We start from the raw sequence: 20,510 nt of genomic DNA on the forward strand, positions 1-20,510 counted from the left end.
ATTAATTTGAATTATTGTTAAAGCAAGCCTCTAAAATTCTTAGAGGCTTGCTTTTTTTGTAATCTACTATTACGTTTTCGTTATTTTTTGTAATAAACAGTTAAAATGTTAATTCTTAATGTGATGTTTAAAATAAAATTATATAATTTTTAGTTTTAATAAAAAAAATAACTTAATTTTATGCAATCGATTACAATACGAACTATAAAAACTATCAATTATGAAAAGAAAATTACTTTATTTAACTTCTATAGTGCTGTTTTCTGCACTTTCAGCTATTAATGCGCAAACAAAAGTTTGGGATTTTGGAACTAATACCGCAACTTGGCCTGTAAGTAATGTAGGTTATACAACAGATACTACTATAGAAAGTCTAGGGATATATCCTGCTGCGTCAGGAACAACAATCGGTCAAGTTGATCCTAATTCGTATACATTTACAGATAATTACGTTTCTACTAATCGCTTTAAAATGGGAGGGAGTTCAGCTGTAACGGGTAACATGCCAACAGCACGATATTTATACTTTACTGTTGCAGGAACAGGTAATGTGAAAATTTGGTTTAGATCGGGTAGTAATAGTGCAACTAGAAAAATTACAGTATCTGATGGAACAAACGTACTTGGTTCTGCATCTTCAGTCCCAACAGGTGATCCTTTAAGTGCACCTGGAGTGATTTTGGATGTACCTTTTACTAATGTAAATGGTAAAATTTATATTTATAATGATGCTGCGTGTTATATATACAAAATTGAAGTTTCTGGAGCTGGAGCAGCTGTTCTTGGTAATGAAAAATTCAATAAAGAAGATGTTGCGTCTGTTCACTCAAACGGAAAACTGGTTTTTGTATCTAATGTAAAATCAGATACACAAGTAGATGTTTACGGCATTAGTGGTATATTGGTTAAATCACTTAAAACTTCATCAGATACAAGTTTTGATTTGAATACTGGTATCTACATCGTAAAATCAAAATCAGCTGAAGGAGAAAAAACAGTAAAAGTATTGGTGAACTAATCTACTTTAAAAAAAAATAACTAAAAGAGAATATTCAGATGATGGATATTCTCTTTTTTTTGTGGAATGAACTTTTAATGTTTATTGAAATGGAATGGTGTCTTTATTTTAAATCGTAATTTTAGAAAAAAAAGTAAATGAATAAAAGTGATGAAAAAATAAAAGCAGTAGCCTTTGGAGAAATTCTTTGGGATGTTTTTGAAAACGAAAAAAAGATTGGTGGAGCTCCCTTAAATGTTGCTTTGCGAATGAAAAGCTTAGGCTGTGAAGTTTCAATGATAAGCAGCGTAGGAAACGATGAAAATGGAGATGTGATTCTTCGTGAAGTAGAAACTTTAGGAATCGAAACGAATACAATTTTACAATTAGAAACGTATCCAACAGGTTTGGTAAATGTAACATTAGATAAAAATGGTTCTGCAGCTTATGAAATTCAATATCCTTCAGCCTGGGATAAAATTGTTTTAGATGATTTTGCTAAAACTTTGGTTAAAGACGCTGATGTTTTAATTTACGGGAGTTTGGTTTGCAGAGATGAAGTATCCCGTAAATCATTAGAGCTGTTATTGCAAAATGAAGTGTATAAAGTATTTGATGTTAATTTAAGAAAACCTCATTACTCGTATGAAGTCCTTGAAAAGCTAATGATTCCGGCTAATTTTATCAAATTTAATGATGAAGAAATAGAGGAAATTGCAGCAGTCTGGAAATCTCCATTTACTTCACTCGAAGAAAATATCCAGTTTATAGCTTTGCGAACAAATACATCGTCTATTTGTGTAACAAAAGGAAAAGATGGGGCTTTGTTGTTATGGGAAGGGAAATTGTATAAAAACAAAGGCTATGCTGTCCGGGTAGCAGATACTGTAGGAGCGGGCGATTCGTTTTTAGCATCATTAATCACTTCTCTGCTTGCCGGAAAGTCACCTCAAATGGCTATTGATTTTGCCTGCGCGGTTGGAGCATTGGTTGCGGCTTCTTCGGGAGCCAATCCGAAAATTTCTTCAGTTGAAATCGAAAAGTTGATTTCAGGGAATTAATTTTCATAATCAGATCAGAATGATTTCAATAGTTATTGGATTATTTTTCCTCTTCTAAATGATCAGCTGCCGAAATCTGGTCAAGTATGTTGGTTTGGTTAGGCGAAATGTAGTTTTTTATTTCTGTAGGTGTCTCTTTCTTAAAAAGAATGTCTAATGCATTGTATAGTTTTAATAAAACATCTCTGTCTTCTTTTTCAATCTCTAAAGCCGTATTAAAATTAAAAACATAATTATTCGAATTGCGTACTTCTACCTTGATTGTTTTCGATGTAATTTTAAATTTGACTATATCCATGTTGCTGTAAGTTGTTGTTTTTTAAAGTGTTATTTTGGAGGTAACTTTCTCTGTTATTTAAAATATTTAGATAAAGTATTGTTCTCTGTCGTTATGTAAAATTAAGTTTTAACAGAATTAATTCCAATAAAAAACCCTTAAACTTTTGATGTTTAAGGGTTTTGCCTTTTGTAGCGAGGACGGGAGTTGAACCCGTGACCTCAGGGTTATGAATCCTGCGCTCTAACCAACTGAGCTACCTCGCCTGGACTGCTATCATTTGAATTCCTGATTGCGGGTGCAAAGATAGAAATAATATTAAAGCTTACAAGCATAAAATGAAGAAAAAAAAATATTTTTAAAAATGCTTTGTTTTTGGACAGATATTCTTATATTTCGAAAAAATTAAAAGCAGCATATGGAGTCAAAAGTACGTTACGAAATCGAGTTCCCGATCAATTCTTCTCCGCAATTATTGTATCAATATATATCAACACCTTCAGGGTTGTCAGAATGGTTTGCAGATAATGTTAACTCACGAGGTGAATTTTTTACTTTTATCTGGAATGACTCGCAGGAAAAAGCACGTTTGGCTTCTAAAAAAACAGGCGAAAAAGTAAAATTTAAATGGGTGGATGATGCAAGCAAAGACACCGAATATTTTTTTGAGCTGCATATATTAGTTGATGAATTAACCAAAGATGTGTCATTGATGGTGATTGATTTTGCAGAAAAAGAGGAAGTGGGAGAAGCTAAACAATTGTGGGAGAATCAAATCTCAGACCTGAAACATCTTATAGGATCTGTTTAGTAAAAGTCTATTTTATACCTTATATTTGCCCTGAACAAAATTCAGGGTTTTTTTATGATTAATTTTAGCGGAAACATAGTAGCACAGGAGGAAAATGTATTAACCCAAAATCGTGCTTTTTTGTATGGTGATGGCGTTTTTGAAACGTTAAAGGTAGTCAATGGTAAAATCTTGTTCCTGGAAGATCATTATTTTAGGTTAATGGCTTCTATGAGGGTTGTTCGCATGGAAATCCCAATGAACTTCACAATGGAGTATTTTGAAGAACAGGTTTTGAATCTGGTACAGCAAAAAGGAATTTCGGCTTCAGCCAGAGCCAGAATAACGGTTTTTAGAAATGATGGAGGGTTGTATCTGCCAAAAACAAATGAGGTGTCTTATTTAATACATGCAACGTCTCTTGAGAGTGCTTCTTATGTTTTAAATAGAGCTTCGTACGAAGTGGATTTATATAAAGACTTCTATGTAACAAAACAGTTGTTGTCGTCTATTAAAACGACTAATAAGCTGATAAATGTTACCGGGAGTATTTTTGCTCACGAAAATGGTTTAGAAAACTGCATTTTGCTTAATGATACTAAAAATGTGGTTGAGGTGTTGCAAGGCAATTTGTTTATGGTTACAGGTAAAAAACTAATTACTCCGCCAATTTCTGAAGGTTGTTTAAATGGTGTTATGCGTAAGCAAATTTTAGCTTTGGCAAAAAAAGTAGAAGGCATAGAAGTGTTGGAAGAAATAATTTCGCCGTTTGATCTTCAAAAAGCTGATGAATTATTTCTGACTAATGTAATCACAGGGATACAGTCGATAACTAAATACCGAAAGAAAGAGTTTGCAGACAATCTGGCTCAAATATTAATGCAAAAGCTTAATGAATCCATTTCTGAAAATTAATTCAGATATGGATTCTCAGGAGCATTCGACCAAATAAGATAATCGCCTCCAAGTTCTATAATTTGCTCTTTCCAAAAATGAGTGGTAGATTTTCCGATAATTTTGTTTTTATAACTGTTATCGGTAATAATCCATGAGTTTCCCTGCATTTCATTCTCAAGCTGATTTTCGTCCCAACCGGTATAGCCTAAGAAAAAGCGAATGTTATTTTTGTGAATAGATCCGTCATTTATTAAGTCCTTAGTGGATTCAAAATCACCTCCCCAATAAATTCCGTTAGAAATCTCCACGCTGTTTGGAATTAAATCAGGTATATTGTGAATAAAATAAAGGTTGTCCTGTTCTACAGGTCCTCCGTTATATATTTTGAAATTCGCATCAATTTCAGGAATTAAGTCATTAATAGTGTATTTTAACGGCTTATTAATGATAAAACCTATTGATCCTTCTTTGTTATGGTCTGCTAGTAAAATTACCGATCTGTTAAAAGATAAATCTCCAATTATTGAAGGCTCGGCAATAAGCAGGTGTCCTTTTTTTAATTTTTCTGAAATCATACGGCTACAATTTTTATTAAATTTAATCATAAAATATTTAAAAACCCAAATTAAATCGTTAAACCGTATAAAAAAACCCTCAAAAATGAGGGTTTTAGTTATATTATAAGTTTGGAGAACTTTCTTGCTTAGTTCACTGCACTTTCTAATTCAGCTCCAGCTTTAAATTTTACTACATTTTTAGCAGCAATTTTGATGGTGTTTCCAGTTTGTGGATTTCTACCGTCTCTTGCAGCTCTTGCAGATACTGACCAAGATCCAAATCCTACTAATGAAATTCTTCCGCCTTTTTTCAATGTAGTTCCTACATTACCTAAAAAAGATTCTAAAGCTAATTTTGCCGCAGCTTTTGTAATTCCTGCATCAGCAGCGATAGCATCGATTAATTCTGATTTGTTCATAATAATTAGTTATTAATTGTTGGTTAAAAAAAATTGTTAATACACAAATTTAGTAGGAAATCCGTTGCGTGCAAGTGTTTTCTTTGATTTTAGCAATAATTGTTAATAACTTGTTTTTTTTGTTCATAAAGCATGTTGTTTGTCGACTAAAAACAGGTACAAACCCCTGTTTTACTGATGTTAATAGACCTTAGCTTCATCAGAAAAAGTTATCCCATTTAGTAATTCTGCTACTTGCATTCTCTTTTTTCCGGGTAATTGCAAATTTAATAGTTGTAAAAAACCGTCTTTAAGGGCAATTTTAATTTCTTTTTTATTGCTGATAAGTTTTCCGATTTCGTATGAATGTGCTTCTAAAACCAGTTTTGCTTCGTATATTTTAATGCTTAATTCTTCGTTTTTGTCTTTCAAAAAACACCAGGAGGCGGGATATGGACTTAAACCGCGAATCAAATTATTGATTTCGTCACCGGATTTTGTCCAGTCGATCTTGCAGTTTTCTTTGTTAAGTTTATAGGCAGTTTTAATTTCGTCGTTATCTTCCTGAATTGTTGTGATAACATTTCTGTTTTCTATTACTTTCAAAGTATCAATAACAGTACCGCTTCCTAAAAGCATTAATCGGTCATGTAATTGTCCGGCATTTTCTTCCGGTTCAATCGCAATTTCCGAATTTAAAATCATGGCTCCGGTATCAATTTTATCGTCGATAAAGAAAGTAGTTACACCGGTTTTAGTTTCTCCATTAATAATAGCCCAGTTAATTGGAGCTGCACCACGGTAATTGGGTAATAAAGATGCGTGAAGGTTAAATGTTCCTAAACTTGGCATTTCCCAAACGACTTTTGGAAGCATTCTAAAAGCAACCACAATTTGTAAATTGGCATTCAGTGCTTTTAATTCTTCAAGAAAAGTTTCGTCTTTTAAATTGGTTGGCTGCAATAAGGTTAGATTATTAGCCAGTGCATATTCTTTTACAGCCGAATATTTTATCTTTTGTCCGCGTCCTGCCGGTTTGTCTGCAGCTGTAATTACGCCAACAACATCGTAATTGTTTTTTATAATGGTGTCCAAAATGCCAACAGCAAATTCCGGAGTTCCCATGAATATAATTCTCAATTTTTCCATTATGATTTTAAAGTGTATTTATTATTCGATAATATGGTAATGTGATTGTTTTCTAATAACTCCTGAAGTACCGAAACAATATCGTTTGTGTCTAATTTTATTTGAGTCTGAATTTCCCGCGAAGTTAAAGCAGCCGATTTTAATAAATGTAAAATTTTATCAGCAATCGAATCGGCTTCTGTGATTTTTCCTTTTTGTGTAATGCAATAAGAGCAGACACCGCAATTCTTCGTTGTTTCTTCGCCAAAATAATCCAAAACTAATCTGTTCTTGCAGGTTTTGTTCTCCTTTATATAATGTAGTACAGACATCAACTGTTCTTTTTTTAGCTGATTCTGTTTTTCGAGGTATTTAGAAACACGATTTATGGTAAGGTCATCTTCGCGAACTTCATTAAATAATATCGTTGCGTCGTTGTTTTTAGATTTATATTCGATGATTTCTTTTTCTCTTAATTTTTCTAAAAGAAACGTAATCTGTTCTTCTGTATGGTTTGATTTTTTTGCAATTAGCTGAAGATTCAATGGTGTTTTCATTTCGTGAATTCCCGGATAGGTTCTTAAAATCGTCAGTATGATTTCTTCATCATTCGGATTCAGGCTCATGTAACGAATAACCTCTTTTGATTCAATTAAAAACTGCATTGTCACTTTTTCTGAAAATTCCTGTGACATTGTAATGATTCCCTGTTGATTTAAAAATTGCAAAGAATTATAAGTTTTTAAAGTGGGAAAGTCGTATTTGTTACAAAAATGATTTAGTTTAAAAGAGAAAGAATCATCTAAACCTTCGCCATAAGCAATCTGAAAATAATTGCAAAGCTTCACATACATGGTTTTTAGAAACTTTTTATCGGGTAAAACACTCAAAAATTGTTGTTCTGTCTGATTTGAATCTGAATTGTTGTAAAGCAAAACCGAAAAAGCTTTTTCGCCATTTCGTCCCGCTCTTCCGGATTCCTGATAGTAATTTTCCAGATTTTCAGGCAGCTGTGTGTGAATAACCGTTTTTACGTTGTCTTTGTCGATTCCCATTCCAAAAGCATTCGTAGCTACAATGACCTGCGCTTGTTCTGACATCCACAATTGCATGTTTTTGTCTTTTTCTTTAGCTGTAAGTCCACCGTGATAATATGTGGCTCTAAATCCTAACGATTGTAATTGCGTCGAGATATTCAGGCACGATTTACGATTTCGTACATATATAATAGAAGGCTGTGGATTTTTCTTTAAAATTTGTTCGACCCGATACAATTTGTCTTCGATTTCAAAAACCATGTAAGCAATATTTTTTCTTTCAAAAGATTGTTGAAAAAAATGGGGGTCTTTTAAACCCAATTCGGTTTTAATATCTTCAATAACTCTCGGGGTAGCCGTAGCGGTCAAAGCTAAAAACGGAATCTTCGGAAAGTGTTTTTTAAGTTCAGAAATCTTCAAATAAGCCGGACGAAAATCATGACCCCATTGCGAAACACAATGTGCTTCATCAATAGCAATTAAATTTATAGGTAGGTTTTTAATGCGTTCCAAAATCCAGTCAGACTGTAAACGCTCCGGTGAAAGATAAAGGAATTTATAATTTCCGTATTGGCAATTGTCGAGAAGATCAATGATTTCTTCGGTATGAATGCCTCCGGTAAGGGCAATGGCTTTAATTTCCCGCTTTTGCAAATTTGCCACCTGATCTTTCATCAAAGCAATTAAAGGTGAAATTACTAAACAAATGCCTTCCTGCATCATGGCCGGAACCTGAAAACAAATTGATTTTCCTCCACCGGTTGGGAGTAAAGCAAAAGTATCCTGACCCTCTAAAACCGAATCGATAATTTCCTTTTGTAACGGTCTGAAACTTTCGTGTTTCCAGTATTTTAAAAGAATTTCCTGTGCTTCTGGCATGGGTCTGGTTTTAAAGTTAAAAAATTTAGAAAACAGTTTCTAGTTTTGCAACTTTAAAACAGCCTAAATTTTATCTAAGATATAAAGAATTCTGTTTTCAACTGTATCTTTAGGTACTTCAATTAAGTCGTAGCCATATTTTTTATAGGTTTCGATAAGATGCTTCTGAATCGTTTCTGCCTGTTCAAAATTTTCATAGCGCTCAGAGTCACTTTGGTAAATCTCTTCCCAGGGCGGTAAAATAAAAGTTTTGGAATATTTAAAATCTTCGCAGGCTTTAGTAAAATGCTCAGGATATTCATCACCAATATAATCCATATAAGCCACAACGTCAGGAATTCCACGGTCTATAAAAACTACATTGTCAGGTTCTTTAAGGGCGTTTTCAAATTGCTTGATACGTCCTTCCAGCAGCATTTCGCTAAACAGTAAAGGCTGTTCCAGAAACAATTGGTCAATGCCGCGCTGTTGGGCTTCAAGAGTCACTTGTCTTGAAATTTCAGGGTAACAACAATAGCCACGAGCGACTAATTCGTTTAAAAGAGTAGATTTTCCCGTTCCCGGACCACCAATGATAACTATGATTTCTTTTTGCACTTTCGTAAAATAAAGCGCAAATTTACCTAAAGTTATTGGTATTTAAAAAGAATATTTATTAGAAGCGAATGATTTCGCAATTTCAACCAACAAAGTTCCTGCTTTTGGCTATATCTTTTATGTCGAACCCCGCCATAAAAGGATACCGCCTCAAACGAAGTTCACTGAACTCTAATTAAAAATAAAAACAAAGTGAAGCAATCAGGGCTAAGAAGGGATGATGGTTTTGTATTTGGGAATTATTTCATACTTGTGTTTTTTCTCTATAATTTACTCGTTGGGTGAAATTAAAAATGAGTGTCAGGCTAAGTCCGTTCGGCTTTGCTCAGGATAAACTTAGTCGAAGCCCTTTCGTGTTTAAAAGCCTTCGACTCCGCTCAGGATGACATCAATTTCTTAAGTTATAAATGATGTTTCACTTCCAATTTTTATACTTTTTATAATCAAATCAATCTTTTTAATCAATTTCACCCAACGGGTTATAATTTAAAATCTTTTATGTTTTCTAAATACTTAATTCATTTTTAGAGAATGATTTATGTTATTCTCTTTTTGCTATCTGTAAATTGTCATTGGATTCTACTCAATTTGTTTTCTAATATGCTTTTTCTTTGCTCCTTTGCAACTCTGTGACTTTGTGACTTTGTATCTTTTCCAAATAAAAAAAATCTAAAATCATAAATCAAAACCGTATATTTGCGTTTATTTTTAATTACGAATGGAGAACGATAAAGAAAAAAACACCGCCGAATTTTACGAAAGACTAAAGGTTGAGCTGGACAATTCAAACACCTGGCCTGCAGAATATTTGTATAAATTTATAGTGCCTTCAATAGCTGATAATGTTGAGCGAGTTGAAAAAGCTTTTGACAGAATGGGGGCGGTTATCAAAACAACAAAATCTAAAACAGGTAAATTTACCAGTGTTTCTATAGATGTAACGATGAATAGTGCTGACGAAGTGATTGGCAAATACAAAGAAGTTTCTACAATAGAAGGTATAGTTTCATTATAACATGGTCGAAAAATATAAAAAAGAAGTCGCAAATGACGTTGTTTTTAATTTAGAATACAATTCTGAAAGACAGCGTTTACTTATTCCGGAATATGGTCGTCATTTGCAAAAACTGATTGATCAGGCCACTATTATTGAAGATGCCGAAACGCGCAATAAAGCCGCAAAATACATCATTCAGGTAATGGGAAGTCTTAATCCGCATTTGCGTGATGTACCGGATTTTCAACATAAATTATGGGATCAGCTTTTTATCATGTCTGATTTTAAATTAAATGTAGAGTCGCCATATCCAATTCCGTCACGTGATGTATTGCAATTAAAACCGGATGTGTTACAGTATCCGCAAAACTTTCCAAAATACAGATTTTACGGAAACAACATCAAATATATGATTGATGTTGCCAATAAATGGGAAGAGGGCGAAATGAAAAATGCATTGGTACTGGTTATCGCCAATCACATGAAAAAATCGTATTTAAGCTGGAACAAAGACACCGTAAAAGACGATGTAATTTTTGAACATTTATATGAATTGTCAGGCGGAAAAATTAATTTGTTGCAAAGCACAGAAGAGCTTTTAAATACAACCGATTTATTGCGTACCAACAAGCGTATGTCGAATAAAATTACGCCTCCGGGCCAGCCAAAAATTCAAAGCAACAAAAACAATAAAGGTCCGGGTAAACCAAAGCCATTTCAAAAAAATAACAATCAGAAGTAAAAAAAGTGGCTAAGGCACTGAGCTGCTAAGGTTCTAAGTTTTTGCTCTCAGTTATTGAGAAGTTTATAAAAAAATACAAATTAAAATATATAAAAAGGTACTAAGCAGCTAAGGAATTAAGTTACTGAGATTTTAATCTCAAAAAAAACTCAGAGCCTTAGAACCTTAGTACCTCAGAATCTTAAAAAAGAAATATGGGAGTATTTAAAATCGAAGGAGGAATTCCTTTAAAAGGAGAAATCACTCCGCAAGGAGCAAAAAATGAGGCATTACAAATTTTATGTGCCGTGCTTCTAACGGGGGATAAAGTAACAATTAATAATATTCCCGATATTATTGACATCAATAAATTAATCACTTTGCTGGGTAATTTAGGAGTTAAAATTCAACGAAATGGACCGGGTTCGATTACATTTCAGGCCGATGAGGTTAATGTTGGATATTTAGAAACCGAAGCTTTCAAAAAAGAAGGGGGAGCACTTCGTGGTTCTATCATGATTGTTGGTCCGCTTTTGGCCCGTTTCGGAAAAGGATATATTCCAAAACCGGGTGGAGATAAAATTGGACGTCGTAGATTAGATACACACTTTGAAGGTTTTATTAACCTTGGAGCAAAATTCAGATACAACAGAGAAGATCACTTTTACGGAGTAGAATCTCCTGAGGAAGGATTGCAGGGAACAGATATGCTGCTGGACGAAGCATCTGTAACAGGAACAGCAAATATAGTAATGGCAGCTGTTTTGGCTAAAGGACAAACAACTGTTTACAATGCAGCGTGCGAGCCTTACTTGCAGCAATTGTGTAAAATGCTGAACTCTATGGGAGCCAAAATCACCGGAGTTGGATCTAACTTATTAACGATTGAAGGTGTTGACAGTCTGGGCGGATGTGTGCATAGAATCCTTCCGGATATGATCGAAATCGGTTCCTGGATTGGTCTTGCAGCAATGACAAAAAGCGAAATCACTATTAAAAATGTAAGCTGGGAAAATTTAGGTTTGATTCCGAATACATTTAGAAAGCTTGGAATTACAATTGAAAAACGCGGTGACGATATTTACATTCCTGCTCATACAAACGGATACGAAGTAAAAACAGATATCGATGGTTCTATTTTAACTATTGCCGATGCACCCTGGCCGGGATTTACACCTGACTTATTAAGTATCGTTCTGGTTGTGGCAACACAGGCAAAAGGCGATGTTTTAATTCACCAAAAAATGTTCGAAAGCCGTTTGTTTTTCGTAGATAAATTAATTGATATGGGGGCAAAAATTATGTTATGTGATCCACACAGAGCGGTGGTTATGGGACATAATTTTGAATCTCAGTTAAAAGCAACAACAATGTCGTCTCCTGATATTCGTGCAGGAATTTCATTGTTGATCGCTGCCCTTTCAGGAAAAGGAACCAGTACAATTCAAAATATTGAACAAATTGATCGTGGATATGAGCGTATCGACGAGCGTTTAAGAGCGATTGGTGCAAAAATCGTGAGAGCGTAAAAATAGTTGGCCACGAATTGCACTAATTTTAATTTTGAAATTCAATTACCCGAATTTGCTTTTAAAAAGTTTGTGTAATAAAACGTAAAGCTAATCTTCGTGTAATTTGTGGCGAAAAAAATAGTCTAAATGACAGATGAACAAAAAGCTGTAAAAGCTACTATATTCAGTATAGTTGGAAACACCTGCCTGGCCCTTGTAAAAGGTCTGGCAGGTTTTTTTGGCAATTCATACGCCCTGATTGCAGATGCGATCGAATCAACGACGGATATATTTTCGTCTTGTCTGGTTTTATTCGGAATCAAATATTCTAATAAACCTGCAGATGAAAATCATCCTTATGGTCATGGTCGTGCAGAGCCATTAATTACCTTTTTGGTTGTGGGATTTTTAATTACCTCGGCTACGATTATTGGCTACGAAAGTATTGCCAATATTAATACTTCTCACGATTTGCCTAAATCCTGGACTTTATATGTTTTAGGCGCCATTATTATCTGGAAAGAATATTCTTTTCGATTGGTAATGAAACGCAGTAAACAAACCAACAGTTCGTCATTGGCGGCAGATGCCTGGCATCATCGAAGCGATGCTATAACTTCCGTAGCCGCATTTATCGGAATTTCGATTGCCTTGTTTATGGGAAAAGGCTATGAATCTGCAGATGACTGGGCGGCACTTTTTGCTGCTTTTTTTATCTTATACAATAGTTATAAAATTTTCAGACCGGCACTTGGTGAAATTATGGACGAAAATCTTAATGATGATTTAGTTGAAGATATTAGGGTAAAAGCTTTGACCGTTGAAGGTATTTTAGGAACCGAAAAATGTTTTATCCGCAAAGCCGGAATGCGATACCATGTTGATCTTCATGCTATTGTATCAGCTAAAATTTCGGTAAAAGAAGGTCATGACTTATCACATAAACTGCAGGATACTTTAAAAGAAAAAATTCCACAGCTAGGAAATGTTTTGATTCATATAGAACCGGATGATTATCATTCTTAGAGGTTTTAAGACTCTAAGTTGCTAAGATTCTAAGTTTTCTTTTAGAAATCTATATCTATTTTCTGCCAGGCTGAGCGAAGTCGAGGCCTACGCAAAGAATATTAAATTTTAAAAATCCGCTTAATATGCAATCTGTTTCATGCAGTTTTTGCAGATTAAGGGGATTTTTATTTTAGCATTCTGAGATTAAAAAATCTATTTTAATCTGCCAAAATCTGCGTGAAACAAAAATCTTAGCATCTTAGAGTCTTAGTACCTTAGCAACTTAGTCTAATACATTCAAAATTTTCAAGCCAAATACAACGCCATTTTGCTCAATCCCTCCCTGATAAGAATGAATGTAATCAACTCTGAAGAGTTTAAATTTTCCAAAACCTAAATTGTCTAAGCCAACTGTGAACTCAGAATAGGGTTTTCTGTCCGGAATTGCCAAGCTATGAAATCCGATATTCATTGTAGATTTTAAAAGATTAATCACCGGAATTTTATTGGTTACAAATCCCATGTCGTTATGTTCCAAATGCATTTCGAAGTAACTATCATTTGTCGAATTTGTATAATACGGCATTAAGTTAAACACATTCAGATAACGATCTGTCGTACCAATGTGTGTCTGGTTTCCGTTAAAATGTCTGTAGTCTGTAAATGATATATTTTCTGCATTAAAAAACTTTGCTGCTTTGAAATTCATTCCTAATAAGCCTTTATTTCCTAAAGACAAATCATATTGTACAGCAGTGCCAATTTTTTCAAATTCATATTTTTTTTCACTGGCTGCAAAGGCTTTTTCGAAGGCTAAAAATACAGTTGGGTATTTTTCGTTTTTAACATTAAATCTTCCGTCAGGTCTTGAAATGTATTTGTTTCCAAAATTAATTCTCGCATTCAATGCAGTTTTAAATAAGTGATGTTGATCAAAAGCGGGAGTAGTAAAATCATTAGGTGCCAGCGGATTATTAGACGAATAAATAGCATCTTTTTTAAAGAAAGAGTAGTCAGTTGTATTAAATAATGGTTTTCGCTGTTCGTAAGCAATTTTGGCATTCAGATTTATTCCGTTTGCAACATCCTGACCGTAGTTAATTTGGGCGAATTCCAAATTGTACAATTTCATGTAATTGTCTTTAAAAAGTAAAGAACTTATCGAATTGACAAATTTAGTGATAGGTTCTGCTCCGTTAAACTGAGCGGTTTTTGTTCCTCCCGAAGCCCGGATTGTAGCATAATTGATGTTGTTGAAACGATGGCTAAAATCTCCGATAACACGGAAACGTTGATCAGAAAACCCATAATTGAAAGTGGTACTTATCGATGTGCTTTTTCCTTTCTCCTCATTCCATTTTTTAAATGAAAAACCAGAATCTAAATTGAAGCCCTGAACGGTATTAAAACTTAAAGAACTAAGATTTAATAACCCTTTATAAGCAAAGGAATATTTTTTGAAGGTGTTTTTATAATCATACCCCATTAAAATATCCAAAATTTTAAACTTGTTGTTTTTGGCGTCAATTGAATCGGTATATTTTCTGGATTTTCTGACGGTTAATAAACTGTCTTTTTTGGTATAGTCAGTACTTTCTTCAATCGTTAAAGGAATAGGGCGAATTTCATTCCAAAAAGCATCATCTTTTTTATTGGCATTGGCTTCAAAAGCAACAATTTCATTTCCGAAAGTTTTCTTTTCAAATGAATCCGGAAACTCATAATTTGAATAAATATAGTTGAAATTTCCGAAAAATTTAATTCCAAAAAATCCCGCATTAAACGAAAGTGTCTGTGCATTTTTAGACCAGATTTTATTTTTAGAATTGTAACTGAAACTCTGTTTTAGTGTCATCACTTCAGTAAAATCATTTTTCATTCGGTAACCTTTAATGTCTAAATCTATCGCGTAAATGGCAAAACTATCGTCAACGATATAAATGTAACCTTCAAAAACCGGTTCTTTATCGCGTTTAGGCGTTACTTTAATTTTGTTGATTTGTTGGTTGTTATCGTCAAAAAAAGTGCCTTCGAGTTTGAATTTGTAGTAGTTAAAAGCGTTATTAGCAATAGGAGAGATGAGTTTAACATCGAAATCTAATGTATTGTCATAAAAATCATAAGTTGATAAAGCTGCGGTATTGTAACTGTATCCTCTGTTGTTTCCGGAGATTTTAGAAGCAATAATTTTCTCTTTTAATTTATCAGGTTTTTGAAAAGTAATTTTCGAAATAGTTTCAGAAAGATATAAAACCCCGGTTCCGGTTGAATCTAAATTGGATGCCATATCTTCGCCAAGATCTACTTTTTGTCCGAGAATTTTCTTGGGCAGATCTTTGACTTTAAACATTCCTTTTGAATAAAAATCGGCAGTATAACGTGTTGTCTTTTCTGAGTTTTCCTTTTTATTTGCAATCGCACTTTTTATAATAGCATTTGCCGGATTGTTTTTTGAATCAATAATGACTTCATTTAAGGCAAAACTTTCTTCATACATTTTCACATCGAGAATTACTGTTTTTGAATCCGAAGCGACAGAAAGTTTTTGAGTTTTAAAACCCAGATACTGAAAAACGATTTTGTTTTTGCCTGTTTCATTTACCTGTAATTGATATTGCCCTTGTTCGTTTGAAGTAGTTCCCCGATAAGTGTCTTCTTCTAAAATCGAAACAAAGGGCAACGGATTTCCTTTTTCATCAGTTACCGTTCCTTTGATTTGGGCAAAGTTTGAAATCGAAAAAAATAAAAAGGCAGATAAAATAAAGATTCTCATGTAAGTAGTTTGTCTTACAAAAATATAATAACCTAAATATGAGCTTACTAATAATTTGTTAAATTGTAAAAGACTTATTCAAAGTAAATTTACTATCTATAGCAGTCGTAGGCGTGAAAGCTTTATTTTTTGTTTCTTGCAGATTTAGCAGATTTTTTTGAAATCTTATATGATCTGCTAAGTCTGCGAGTGGATATGAAATTTTAATTCAAATCGAAATATTTATAAAAAAGAAAGAATAGCCAGTTCATAACTTTTTAATCCAAAACCTAAAATAACACCTTTTGCATTTCCTGATAAATAGGATTGATGTCTGAAGCTTTCGCGGGCATAAGTGTTCGAAATATGTACTTCGATAACCGGAGTCGTAACCGCTTTCATTGCATCTCCTAAGCCAATTGAAGTATGGGTATAAGCGCCAGCGTTTAAAATAATTCCATCAAATGAAAAACCAACTTCCTGAATTTTTCCAATCAGTTCACCTTCAATATTGCTTTGATAATACGAAAGTTCAACGTTTGGAAATTTTTGTTTCAGTGTCTCAAAATAATCTTCAAAAGTCTGACTTCCGTAAACTTCAGGTTCACGTTTTCCTAATAGATTCAAATTTGGGCCATTGATAATACAGATTTTCATAATAGAATTTTATTTTGATGAAAGTATTTAAGATTTCATTTTACATTTTACAGAAATCATTTTACTAATAGTGTAAAAATAAAAAAACCGCTCTAATTAACAGAACGGTTTTTATAAAAGTATGTGATATTATTTTTTAGAACAAAAATCCTGCTGACAATTGTATAGTTGAGTTTTTAACATCAGCATTTTTTGAAGCTTCTGTTAAACCTAAACCATAACGACCCTGAATAAAGAAGTTTTCAGTGAGTTTAAATCCTAATCCGGCATTAACACCAAACTCAAAAGTTTCATTGTCATAAATATTGAAATTATCTTTTTCACTTAATAAAAATGAAGCCTGTGGTCCTACTTCAAGACTAAATGAATCACTCAAGTAAAACTTAGCCATTACAGGAATAGTTAAATAACCTAATTCATTTTTAAACTCTTGTCCAGCTTCCTTGTAACTTGCACCTTGAGTTGAGTACAATAACTCAGGTTGAATGGCAAAACGGTCTAGTAATTTAACTTCCGCAACTAAACCCGCATGGTAACTCGTAATACCTTCTTTACTAATTCCAGGTGCATCGGTGGCATCGCCTGTTTGATTGGCAAAGTTAACCCCGGCTTTAACCCCGATTTTTAATAATTGTGCCTGAATTGATGCAGATGTTGCGATAAATAAAACTATCGCTAAAAATACTTTTTTCATAATGTTAATTTTAAGATTTCGTTAATGCAAAATAACACAATTAAAAACTCAATCTTATTATAATTATTGTTTTTGAAGTTTCAATATTACCATGTTCTTATTTTGAATGAAAATTAACAAGAAGAGTTTTAAGTTAAAAACATAAATAAGAATTTTACTAATAATTGTTATTTTTTGTTACTAACTGTTTTTAGTGATTTTTAAAAATGTAATCGTTTGATATTTAGTTTTTTGTTTATTTTAACAAGATTTTTTTAACGTATTTTAATAAATATTTTAAAATATAATTTGGTTTGGTAATGTTAAAAATATAGATTTGTCCTACTAAATAATCTATTAATTTATCAAAAAAAAAATGAAAAAAATTATTTTATCTGCCATCGCAGTTATGGCTTTTGGTTTTGCTAATGCTCAAGAACAAACAGCAAAAGGAAAATGGTTAATTGAAGCAAACACAGGTTTTGGTGCTGGAACAGGAAATACTTCATTCGGATTATGGTCTGAGGATGGTAATACTGCCTATAACATTGGAGCTGAAGGTGGTTATTTTGTTGCTGATAATTTAGCTGTAAAATTAGGTTTAGGTTATGGAGATGATGGTGGTGATATTGAAAACACTACTCTTGCATACAAAGTTGGTGCAAAATATTATGTAGCAAATAAATTTCCAGTTGAGCTTTCTTACAACGGAGTAGATATTAAAGATAGAGATGAGAATCCTTCTTACATTGGACTTCAAGGTGGATATGCTATCTTTTTAGGGTCAAATATTTCTATTGAGCCAGGTGTTCGTTACAATCATTCATTAAATGATGATTTTTATGAAAGTGCTTTCCAATTCAATGTTGGATTTGCTTTACACTTCTAATAAAAGAAAATATTTATATTTTAAAACCTTCCCTAATCAGGAAGGTTTTTTTATGCTCGAAAAATATGTTACTTTGTACATATGAAATGGAATACCTATATAAAAGATTATCAATCGTATTTGCGTATTGAAAGAGGTTTGTCTAAAAATACAATCGAAAATTATGGTTTTGATATTGAACGATTGTGTCTTTTTTTAGAAACCAGTCAAATAGAGGTTTCTCCAATAAAAATTTCAGAAGAAACGGTGCAGCAGTTTATTTATTCGGTATCAAAAGAAGTGAATCCACGTTCGCAGGCCAGAATTATTTCAGGACTAAAAAGTTTTTTTAACTATTTGATTTTTGAAGATTACCGGACAGATAGTCCGATGGAATTAATTGAAACCCCTAAAACAGGACGTAAATTACCGGATACATTATCAGTAGAAGAAATTGATAATCTGATTGCGGCTATTGATTTAAGTTCAAACGAAGGGGAACGAAACAGAGCAATGCTGGAAACTTTGTATGGCTGTGGTCTACGTGTTTCGGAGTTGGTGTCTTTAAAAATTTCAGATTTGTTTTTTGAAGAAGGGTTTGTAAAAATTACCGGAAAAGGAAATAAGGAACGTTTTGTTCCTATTGGTAATTTAACTCAAAAATACATTAACATTTATCAGAAAGAAGTTCGTATTCATTTAAAAATAAAAAAAGGTGACGAAGATACTTTGTTTTTAAACCGTCGCGGAAATCAGCTTACTCGTGCCATGATTTTTACTATTATTAAAGATTTGGCCGTAAAGATTGGTTTAAACAAAAATATCAGTCCGCATACTTTAAGGCATTCTTTTGCAACGCATCTTTTAGAAAATGGAGCCGATTTACGCTCTATTCAACTAATGCTAGGGCATGAATCAATCACAACTACCGAAATTTATGTTCATTTGGACAGAAGTTTTTTAAAAGAAGTTATGCATACTTTTCATCCCAGAAGATAATTTTTTTAAAGAAAATTTAATTATTAACAACACCTTTCTGAAAAAAATAATATCTTGTAGTTGAGGATAGTTTTTTCTTAAAAAGAAATTATTTCCTCAAATTTTAAGTGATTTGCTCAACTTATACAGGAAGTGATGGTTTTTGATTTGTATGAAAATGAAGATTGTAATAATGTGAATGATTTTTATAGAAAATTATTTGCCGAAATCCCTGATTTGATTTTTCAGATTGTCATCGATGCAGATAATAATTATTCGTTTCCATTATTTAGTAAATCAATTGAAGAAATATTTGAATTAAATTCGAGTGATTTTTCAAATGATATCAAGTCGGCTATTGCTGAAAGAGTGCATCCTTCAGATCGTAATTTGTTTTTTCAGTCGTTTATAAAAGCTAAAAACGAAGTTTCAGGATGGGAAGTTGAATTTAGAGGAGTATTGCCTGAAAAAGGACTGAGATGGTTTAAGGTTTCATCAAAATCTGAATTGTCTCCTGATGGTAAATTGAGTTTTTTTGGACATCTTTCTGATATTACAGATTTGAAAGATAAAGAATTGAAACTGCGTATTTCTGAAGAACGCTTTCAGTTTGCTTTAGAAGCATCCACAACCGGTATTTGGGATTGGAACATACTTACAAATAAAGTCTTCTATTCTTCTTTATCATTAAAAATTTTAGAACTTGATTCAGCAGATGTATTTGATGATCCTGAACGTTGGGATCAGATTGTGCATCCGGATGATTTACCTAAGTATTATTCAGATATTCAGGATCATTTTGATAATAAGATTCCCTTTTATGAAAATTACCATCGCGTAATGGCTTCTAATGGAAATTATAAATGGATCTTGGACAGAGGAAAAGTAATTGAACGCGATGAAAACGGAATGCCTTTGCGCGTTATCGGAACTCATACCGATATTTCAGCTCAAAAAGAAAAAGAACTGGAACTGATAAAAACGATGAAATTATATAGCGAGCAAAATAGCCGTTTGCTTAATTTTTCTCATATCGTTTCGCATAATTTAAACACACAGGCTGGTAATATAAAATCAATTCTGGATTTTATTGAAATGGACGAGAAAAAAGAAACGGTCAAAGAGATGTTAATGCATCTTAGAACGGTTTCTAATGAGTTGAATGATACTATTTTAAATTTAAATCAAATTGTCCAGGTTCAGAGTAACATGAACATAGTTATTAAACCGCTGAATTTGTCTGAATATATTAATAAAACAATTTCAACGATTAAAGATTTTAATTCGGAAACAAAGACAAATATTGTAAATAATGTGCCGGAATATTTAACAATAAATTTTAATCCGGCTTATCTGGAGAGTGTTTTGCTGAATTTTGTAACCAATGCAATCAGATATGCACACCCGGAGCGCAATCCTCAAGTGGTTTTTGATTATGTTTTAGAAGAAGACGGTAATAAAGCATTGAAAATTACTGACAATGGTTTGGGTATAGATTTAGAAGTTTACGGAGACTTGCTGTTTGGAATGTATAAAACGTTTCATAAACATAAAGATGCAAGGGGGATTGGTTTGCATATTACCAAAAATCAGATAGAAGCCATGAAAGGAAAGATTTTTGTTGAGAGTATAGTAGGAGTAGGGACTACTTTTAAAATTGTTTTTAACGATGAATTGTGATTTTGAATTTAAAAATTAGAAATAAAAAAAACTTCTCAGCAATGAGA

At 33.0% G+C, this 20,510-nt stretch carries 20 protein-coding genes and 1 tRNA gene; 11 read left to right on the plus strand and 10 right to left on the minus strand.

The window, feature by feature from the left end; all coding sequences use genetic code 11:
- The first annotated feature begins 220 nt into the window (after positions 1–220).
- Complete coding sequence (locus FLV_RS04500) at positions 221–1,018, plus strand: T9SS type A sorting domain-containing protein (RefSeq protein WP_243231134.1); 798 nt, start codon at positions 221–223, stop codon at positions 1,016–1,018.
- Positions 1,019–1,155: 137 nt separating this feature from the next.
- The gene (locus FLV_RS04505; RefSeq protein WP_243231136.1) at positions 1,156–2,058 is read left to right on the plus strand and encodes a carbohydrate kinase family protein; all 903 of its coding nucleotides are present in this window, start codon (positions 1,156–1,158) and stop codon (positions 2,056–2,058) included.
- Between the two features lie 40 nt (positions 2,059–2,098).
- On the opposite strand, the gene FLV_RS04510 is transcribed toward FLV_RS04505, so the two are convergent.
- Positions 2,099–2,356: a hypothetical protein gene (locus FLV_RS04510; protein WP_243231139.1), complete on the minus strand. Its 258-nt coding sequence runs from the start codon at positions 2,354–2,356 to the stop codon at positions 2,099–2,101.
- Between the two features lie 171 nt (positions 2,357–2,527).
- A tRNA-Met gene (locus FLV_RS04515) sits at positions 2,528–2,601 on the minus strand.
- A gap of 152 nt (positions 2,602–2,753) precedes the next feature.
- Here FLV_RS04515 and FLV_RS04520 point away from each other — a divergent pair.
- Complete coding sequence (locus FLV_RS04520) at positions 2,754–3,146, plus strand: START-like domain-containing protein (protein ID WP_243231140.1); 393 nt, start codon at positions 2,754–2,756, stop codon at positions 3,144–3,146.
- Positions 3,147–3,200: 54 nt separating this feature from the next.
- A complete protein-coding gene (locus FLV_RS04525; protein WP_243231142.1) occupies positions 3,201–4,040 on the plus strand; it encodes an aminotransferase class IV in 840 nt (279 codons plus the stop codon).
- Here the strand turns inward: FLV_RS04525 and FLV_RS04530 are convergent.
- From FLV_RS04530 to FLV_RS04550, 5 genes are all read right to left on the minus strand, one after another.
- Positions 4,037–4,597: a YqgE/AlgH family protein gene (locus tag FLV_RS04530; RefSeq protein WP_110307527.1), complete on the minus strand. Its 561-nt coding sequence runs from the start codon at positions 4,595–4,597 to the stop codon at positions 4,037–4,039. The genes FLV_RS04525 and FLV_RS04530 overlap by 4 nt on opposite strands.
- 128 nt (positions 4,598–4,725) lie before the next feature.
- Positions 4,726–4,998 carry an HU family DNA-binding protein gene (locus tag FLV_RS04535; protein ID WP_243231150.1) on the minus strand — a complete coding sequence of 91 codons (273 nt, stop codon included), beginning with the start codon at positions 4,996–4,998 and terminating at the stop codon, positions 4,726–4,728.
- A gap of 180 nt (positions 4,999–5,178) precedes the next feature.
- Positions 5,179–6,126: a methionyl-tRNA formyltransferase gene (fmt, locus tag FLV_RS04540; protein WP_243231157.1), complete on the minus strand. Its 948-nt coding sequence runs from the start codon at positions 6,124–6,126 to the stop codon at positions 5,179–5,181.
- A complete protein-coding gene (locus FLV_RS04545; protein WP_243231158.1) occupies positions 6,126–8,021 on the minus strand; it encodes an ATP-dependent DNA helicase RecQ in 1,896 nt (631 codons plus the stop codon). Before FLV_RS04545 ends, fmt begins: the two co-directional genes overlap by 1 nt.
- A gap of 63 nt (positions 8,022–8,084) precedes the next feature.
- The gene (locus FLV_RS04550) at positions 8,085–8,618 is read right to left on the minus strand and encodes an AAA family ATPase (RefSeq protein WP_243231159.1); all 534 of its coding nucleotides are present in this window, start codon (positions 8,616–8,618) and stop codon (positions 8,085–8,087) included.
- A 718-nt stretch (positions 8,619–9,336) separates the two neighbouring features.
- Between FLV_RS04550 and FLV_RS04555 the strand changes: the two genes are divergently transcribed.
- The 4 genes from FLV_RS04555 (at position 9,337) to FLV_RS04570 (ending at position 12,873) form a co-directional block, all read left to right on the plus strand.
- Positions 9,337–9,633 (plus strand): DUF493 family protein, encoded by a 297-nt coding sequence (locus FLV_RS04555; protein ID WP_243231160.1) that lies wholly within the window; start codon positions 9,337–9,339, stop codon positions 9,631–9,633.
- 1 nt (position 9,634) lies between these two features.
- Positions 9,635–10,357, plus strand: coding sequence for a DUF4290 domain-containing protein (locus FLV_RS04560; protein ID WP_243231162.1), 723 nt, complete (start codon positions 9,635–9,637; stop codon positions 10,355–10,357).
- 194 nt (positions 10,358–10,551) lie between these two features.
- Positions 10,552–11,865, plus strand: a complete 1,314-nt coding sequence (murA, locus tag FLV_RS04565) for a UDP-N-acetylglucosamine 1-carboxyvinyltransferase (RefSeq protein WP_243231170.1) — start codon at positions 10,552–10,554, stop codon at positions 11,863–11,865.
- A 129-nt stretch (positions 11,866–11,994) separates the two neighbouring features.
- Complete coding sequence (locus tag FLV_RS04570; protein WP_243231171.1) at positions 11,995–12,873, plus strand: cation diffusion facilitator family transporter; 879 nt, start codon at positions 11,995–11,997, stop codon at positions 12,871–12,873.
- Positions 12,874–13,138: 265 nt separating this feature from the next.
- Here the strand turns inward: FLV_RS04570 and FLV_RS04575 are convergent, their stop codons facing one another.
- From FLV_RS04575 to FLV_RS04585, 3 genes are all read right to left on the minus strand, one after another.
- Complete coding sequence (locus FLV_RS04575; RefSeq protein WP_243231172.1) at positions 13,139–15,628, minus strand: DUF5686 and carboxypeptidase regulatory-like domain-containing protein; 2,490 nt, start codon at positions 15,626–15,628, stop codon at positions 13,139–13,141.
- Positions 15,629–15,850: 222 nt separating this feature from the next.
- Positions 15,851–16,264, minus strand: a complete 414-nt coding sequence (aroQ, locus tag FLV_RS04580) for a type II 3-dehydroquinate dehydratase (RefSeq protein ID WP_243231173.1) — start codon at positions 16,262–16,264, stop codon at positions 15,851–15,853.
- 136 nt (positions 16,265–16,400) lie between these two features.
- Complete coding sequence (locus FLV_RS04585) at positions 16,401–16,958, minus strand: porin family protein (RefSeq protein ID WP_243231174.1); 558 nt, start codon at positions 16,956–16,958, stop codon at positions 16,401–16,403.
- Positions 16,959–17,313: 355 nt separating this feature from the next.
- Between FLV_RS04585 and FLV_RS04590 the strand changes: the two genes are divergently transcribed.
- The 3 genes from FLV_RS04590 (at position 17,314) to FLV_RS04600 (ending at position 20,463) form a co-directional block, all read left to right on the plus strand.
- Entirely contained in the window at positions 17,314–17,826 is a 513-nt protein-coding gene (locus FLV_RS04590; protein WP_243231175.1) for a porin family protein, read from the plus strand.
- 81 nt (positions 17,827–17,907) lie between these two features.
- The gene (gene xerD / locus FLV_RS04595) at positions 17,908–18,804 is read left to right on the plus strand and encodes a site-specific tyrosine recombinase XerD (RefSeq protein ID WP_243231176.1); all 897 of its coding nucleotides are present in this window, start codon (positions 17,908–17,910) and stop codon (positions 18,802–18,804) included.
- A 135-nt stretch (positions 18,805–18,939) separates the two neighbouring features.
- Positions 18,940–20,463, plus strand: a complete 1,524-nt coding sequence (locus FLV_RS04600; RefSeq protein WP_243231177.1) for a sensor histidine kinase — start codon at positions 18,940–18,942, stop codon at positions 20,461–20,463.
- Positions 20,464–20,510 lie beyond the last annotated feature (47 nt).

Source organism: Flavobacterium pectinovorum, assembly GCF_022802975.1.
GTDB lineage: Bacteria > Bacteroidota > Bacteroidia > Flavobacteriales > Flavobacteriaceae > Flavobacterium > Flavobacterium pectinovorum_B.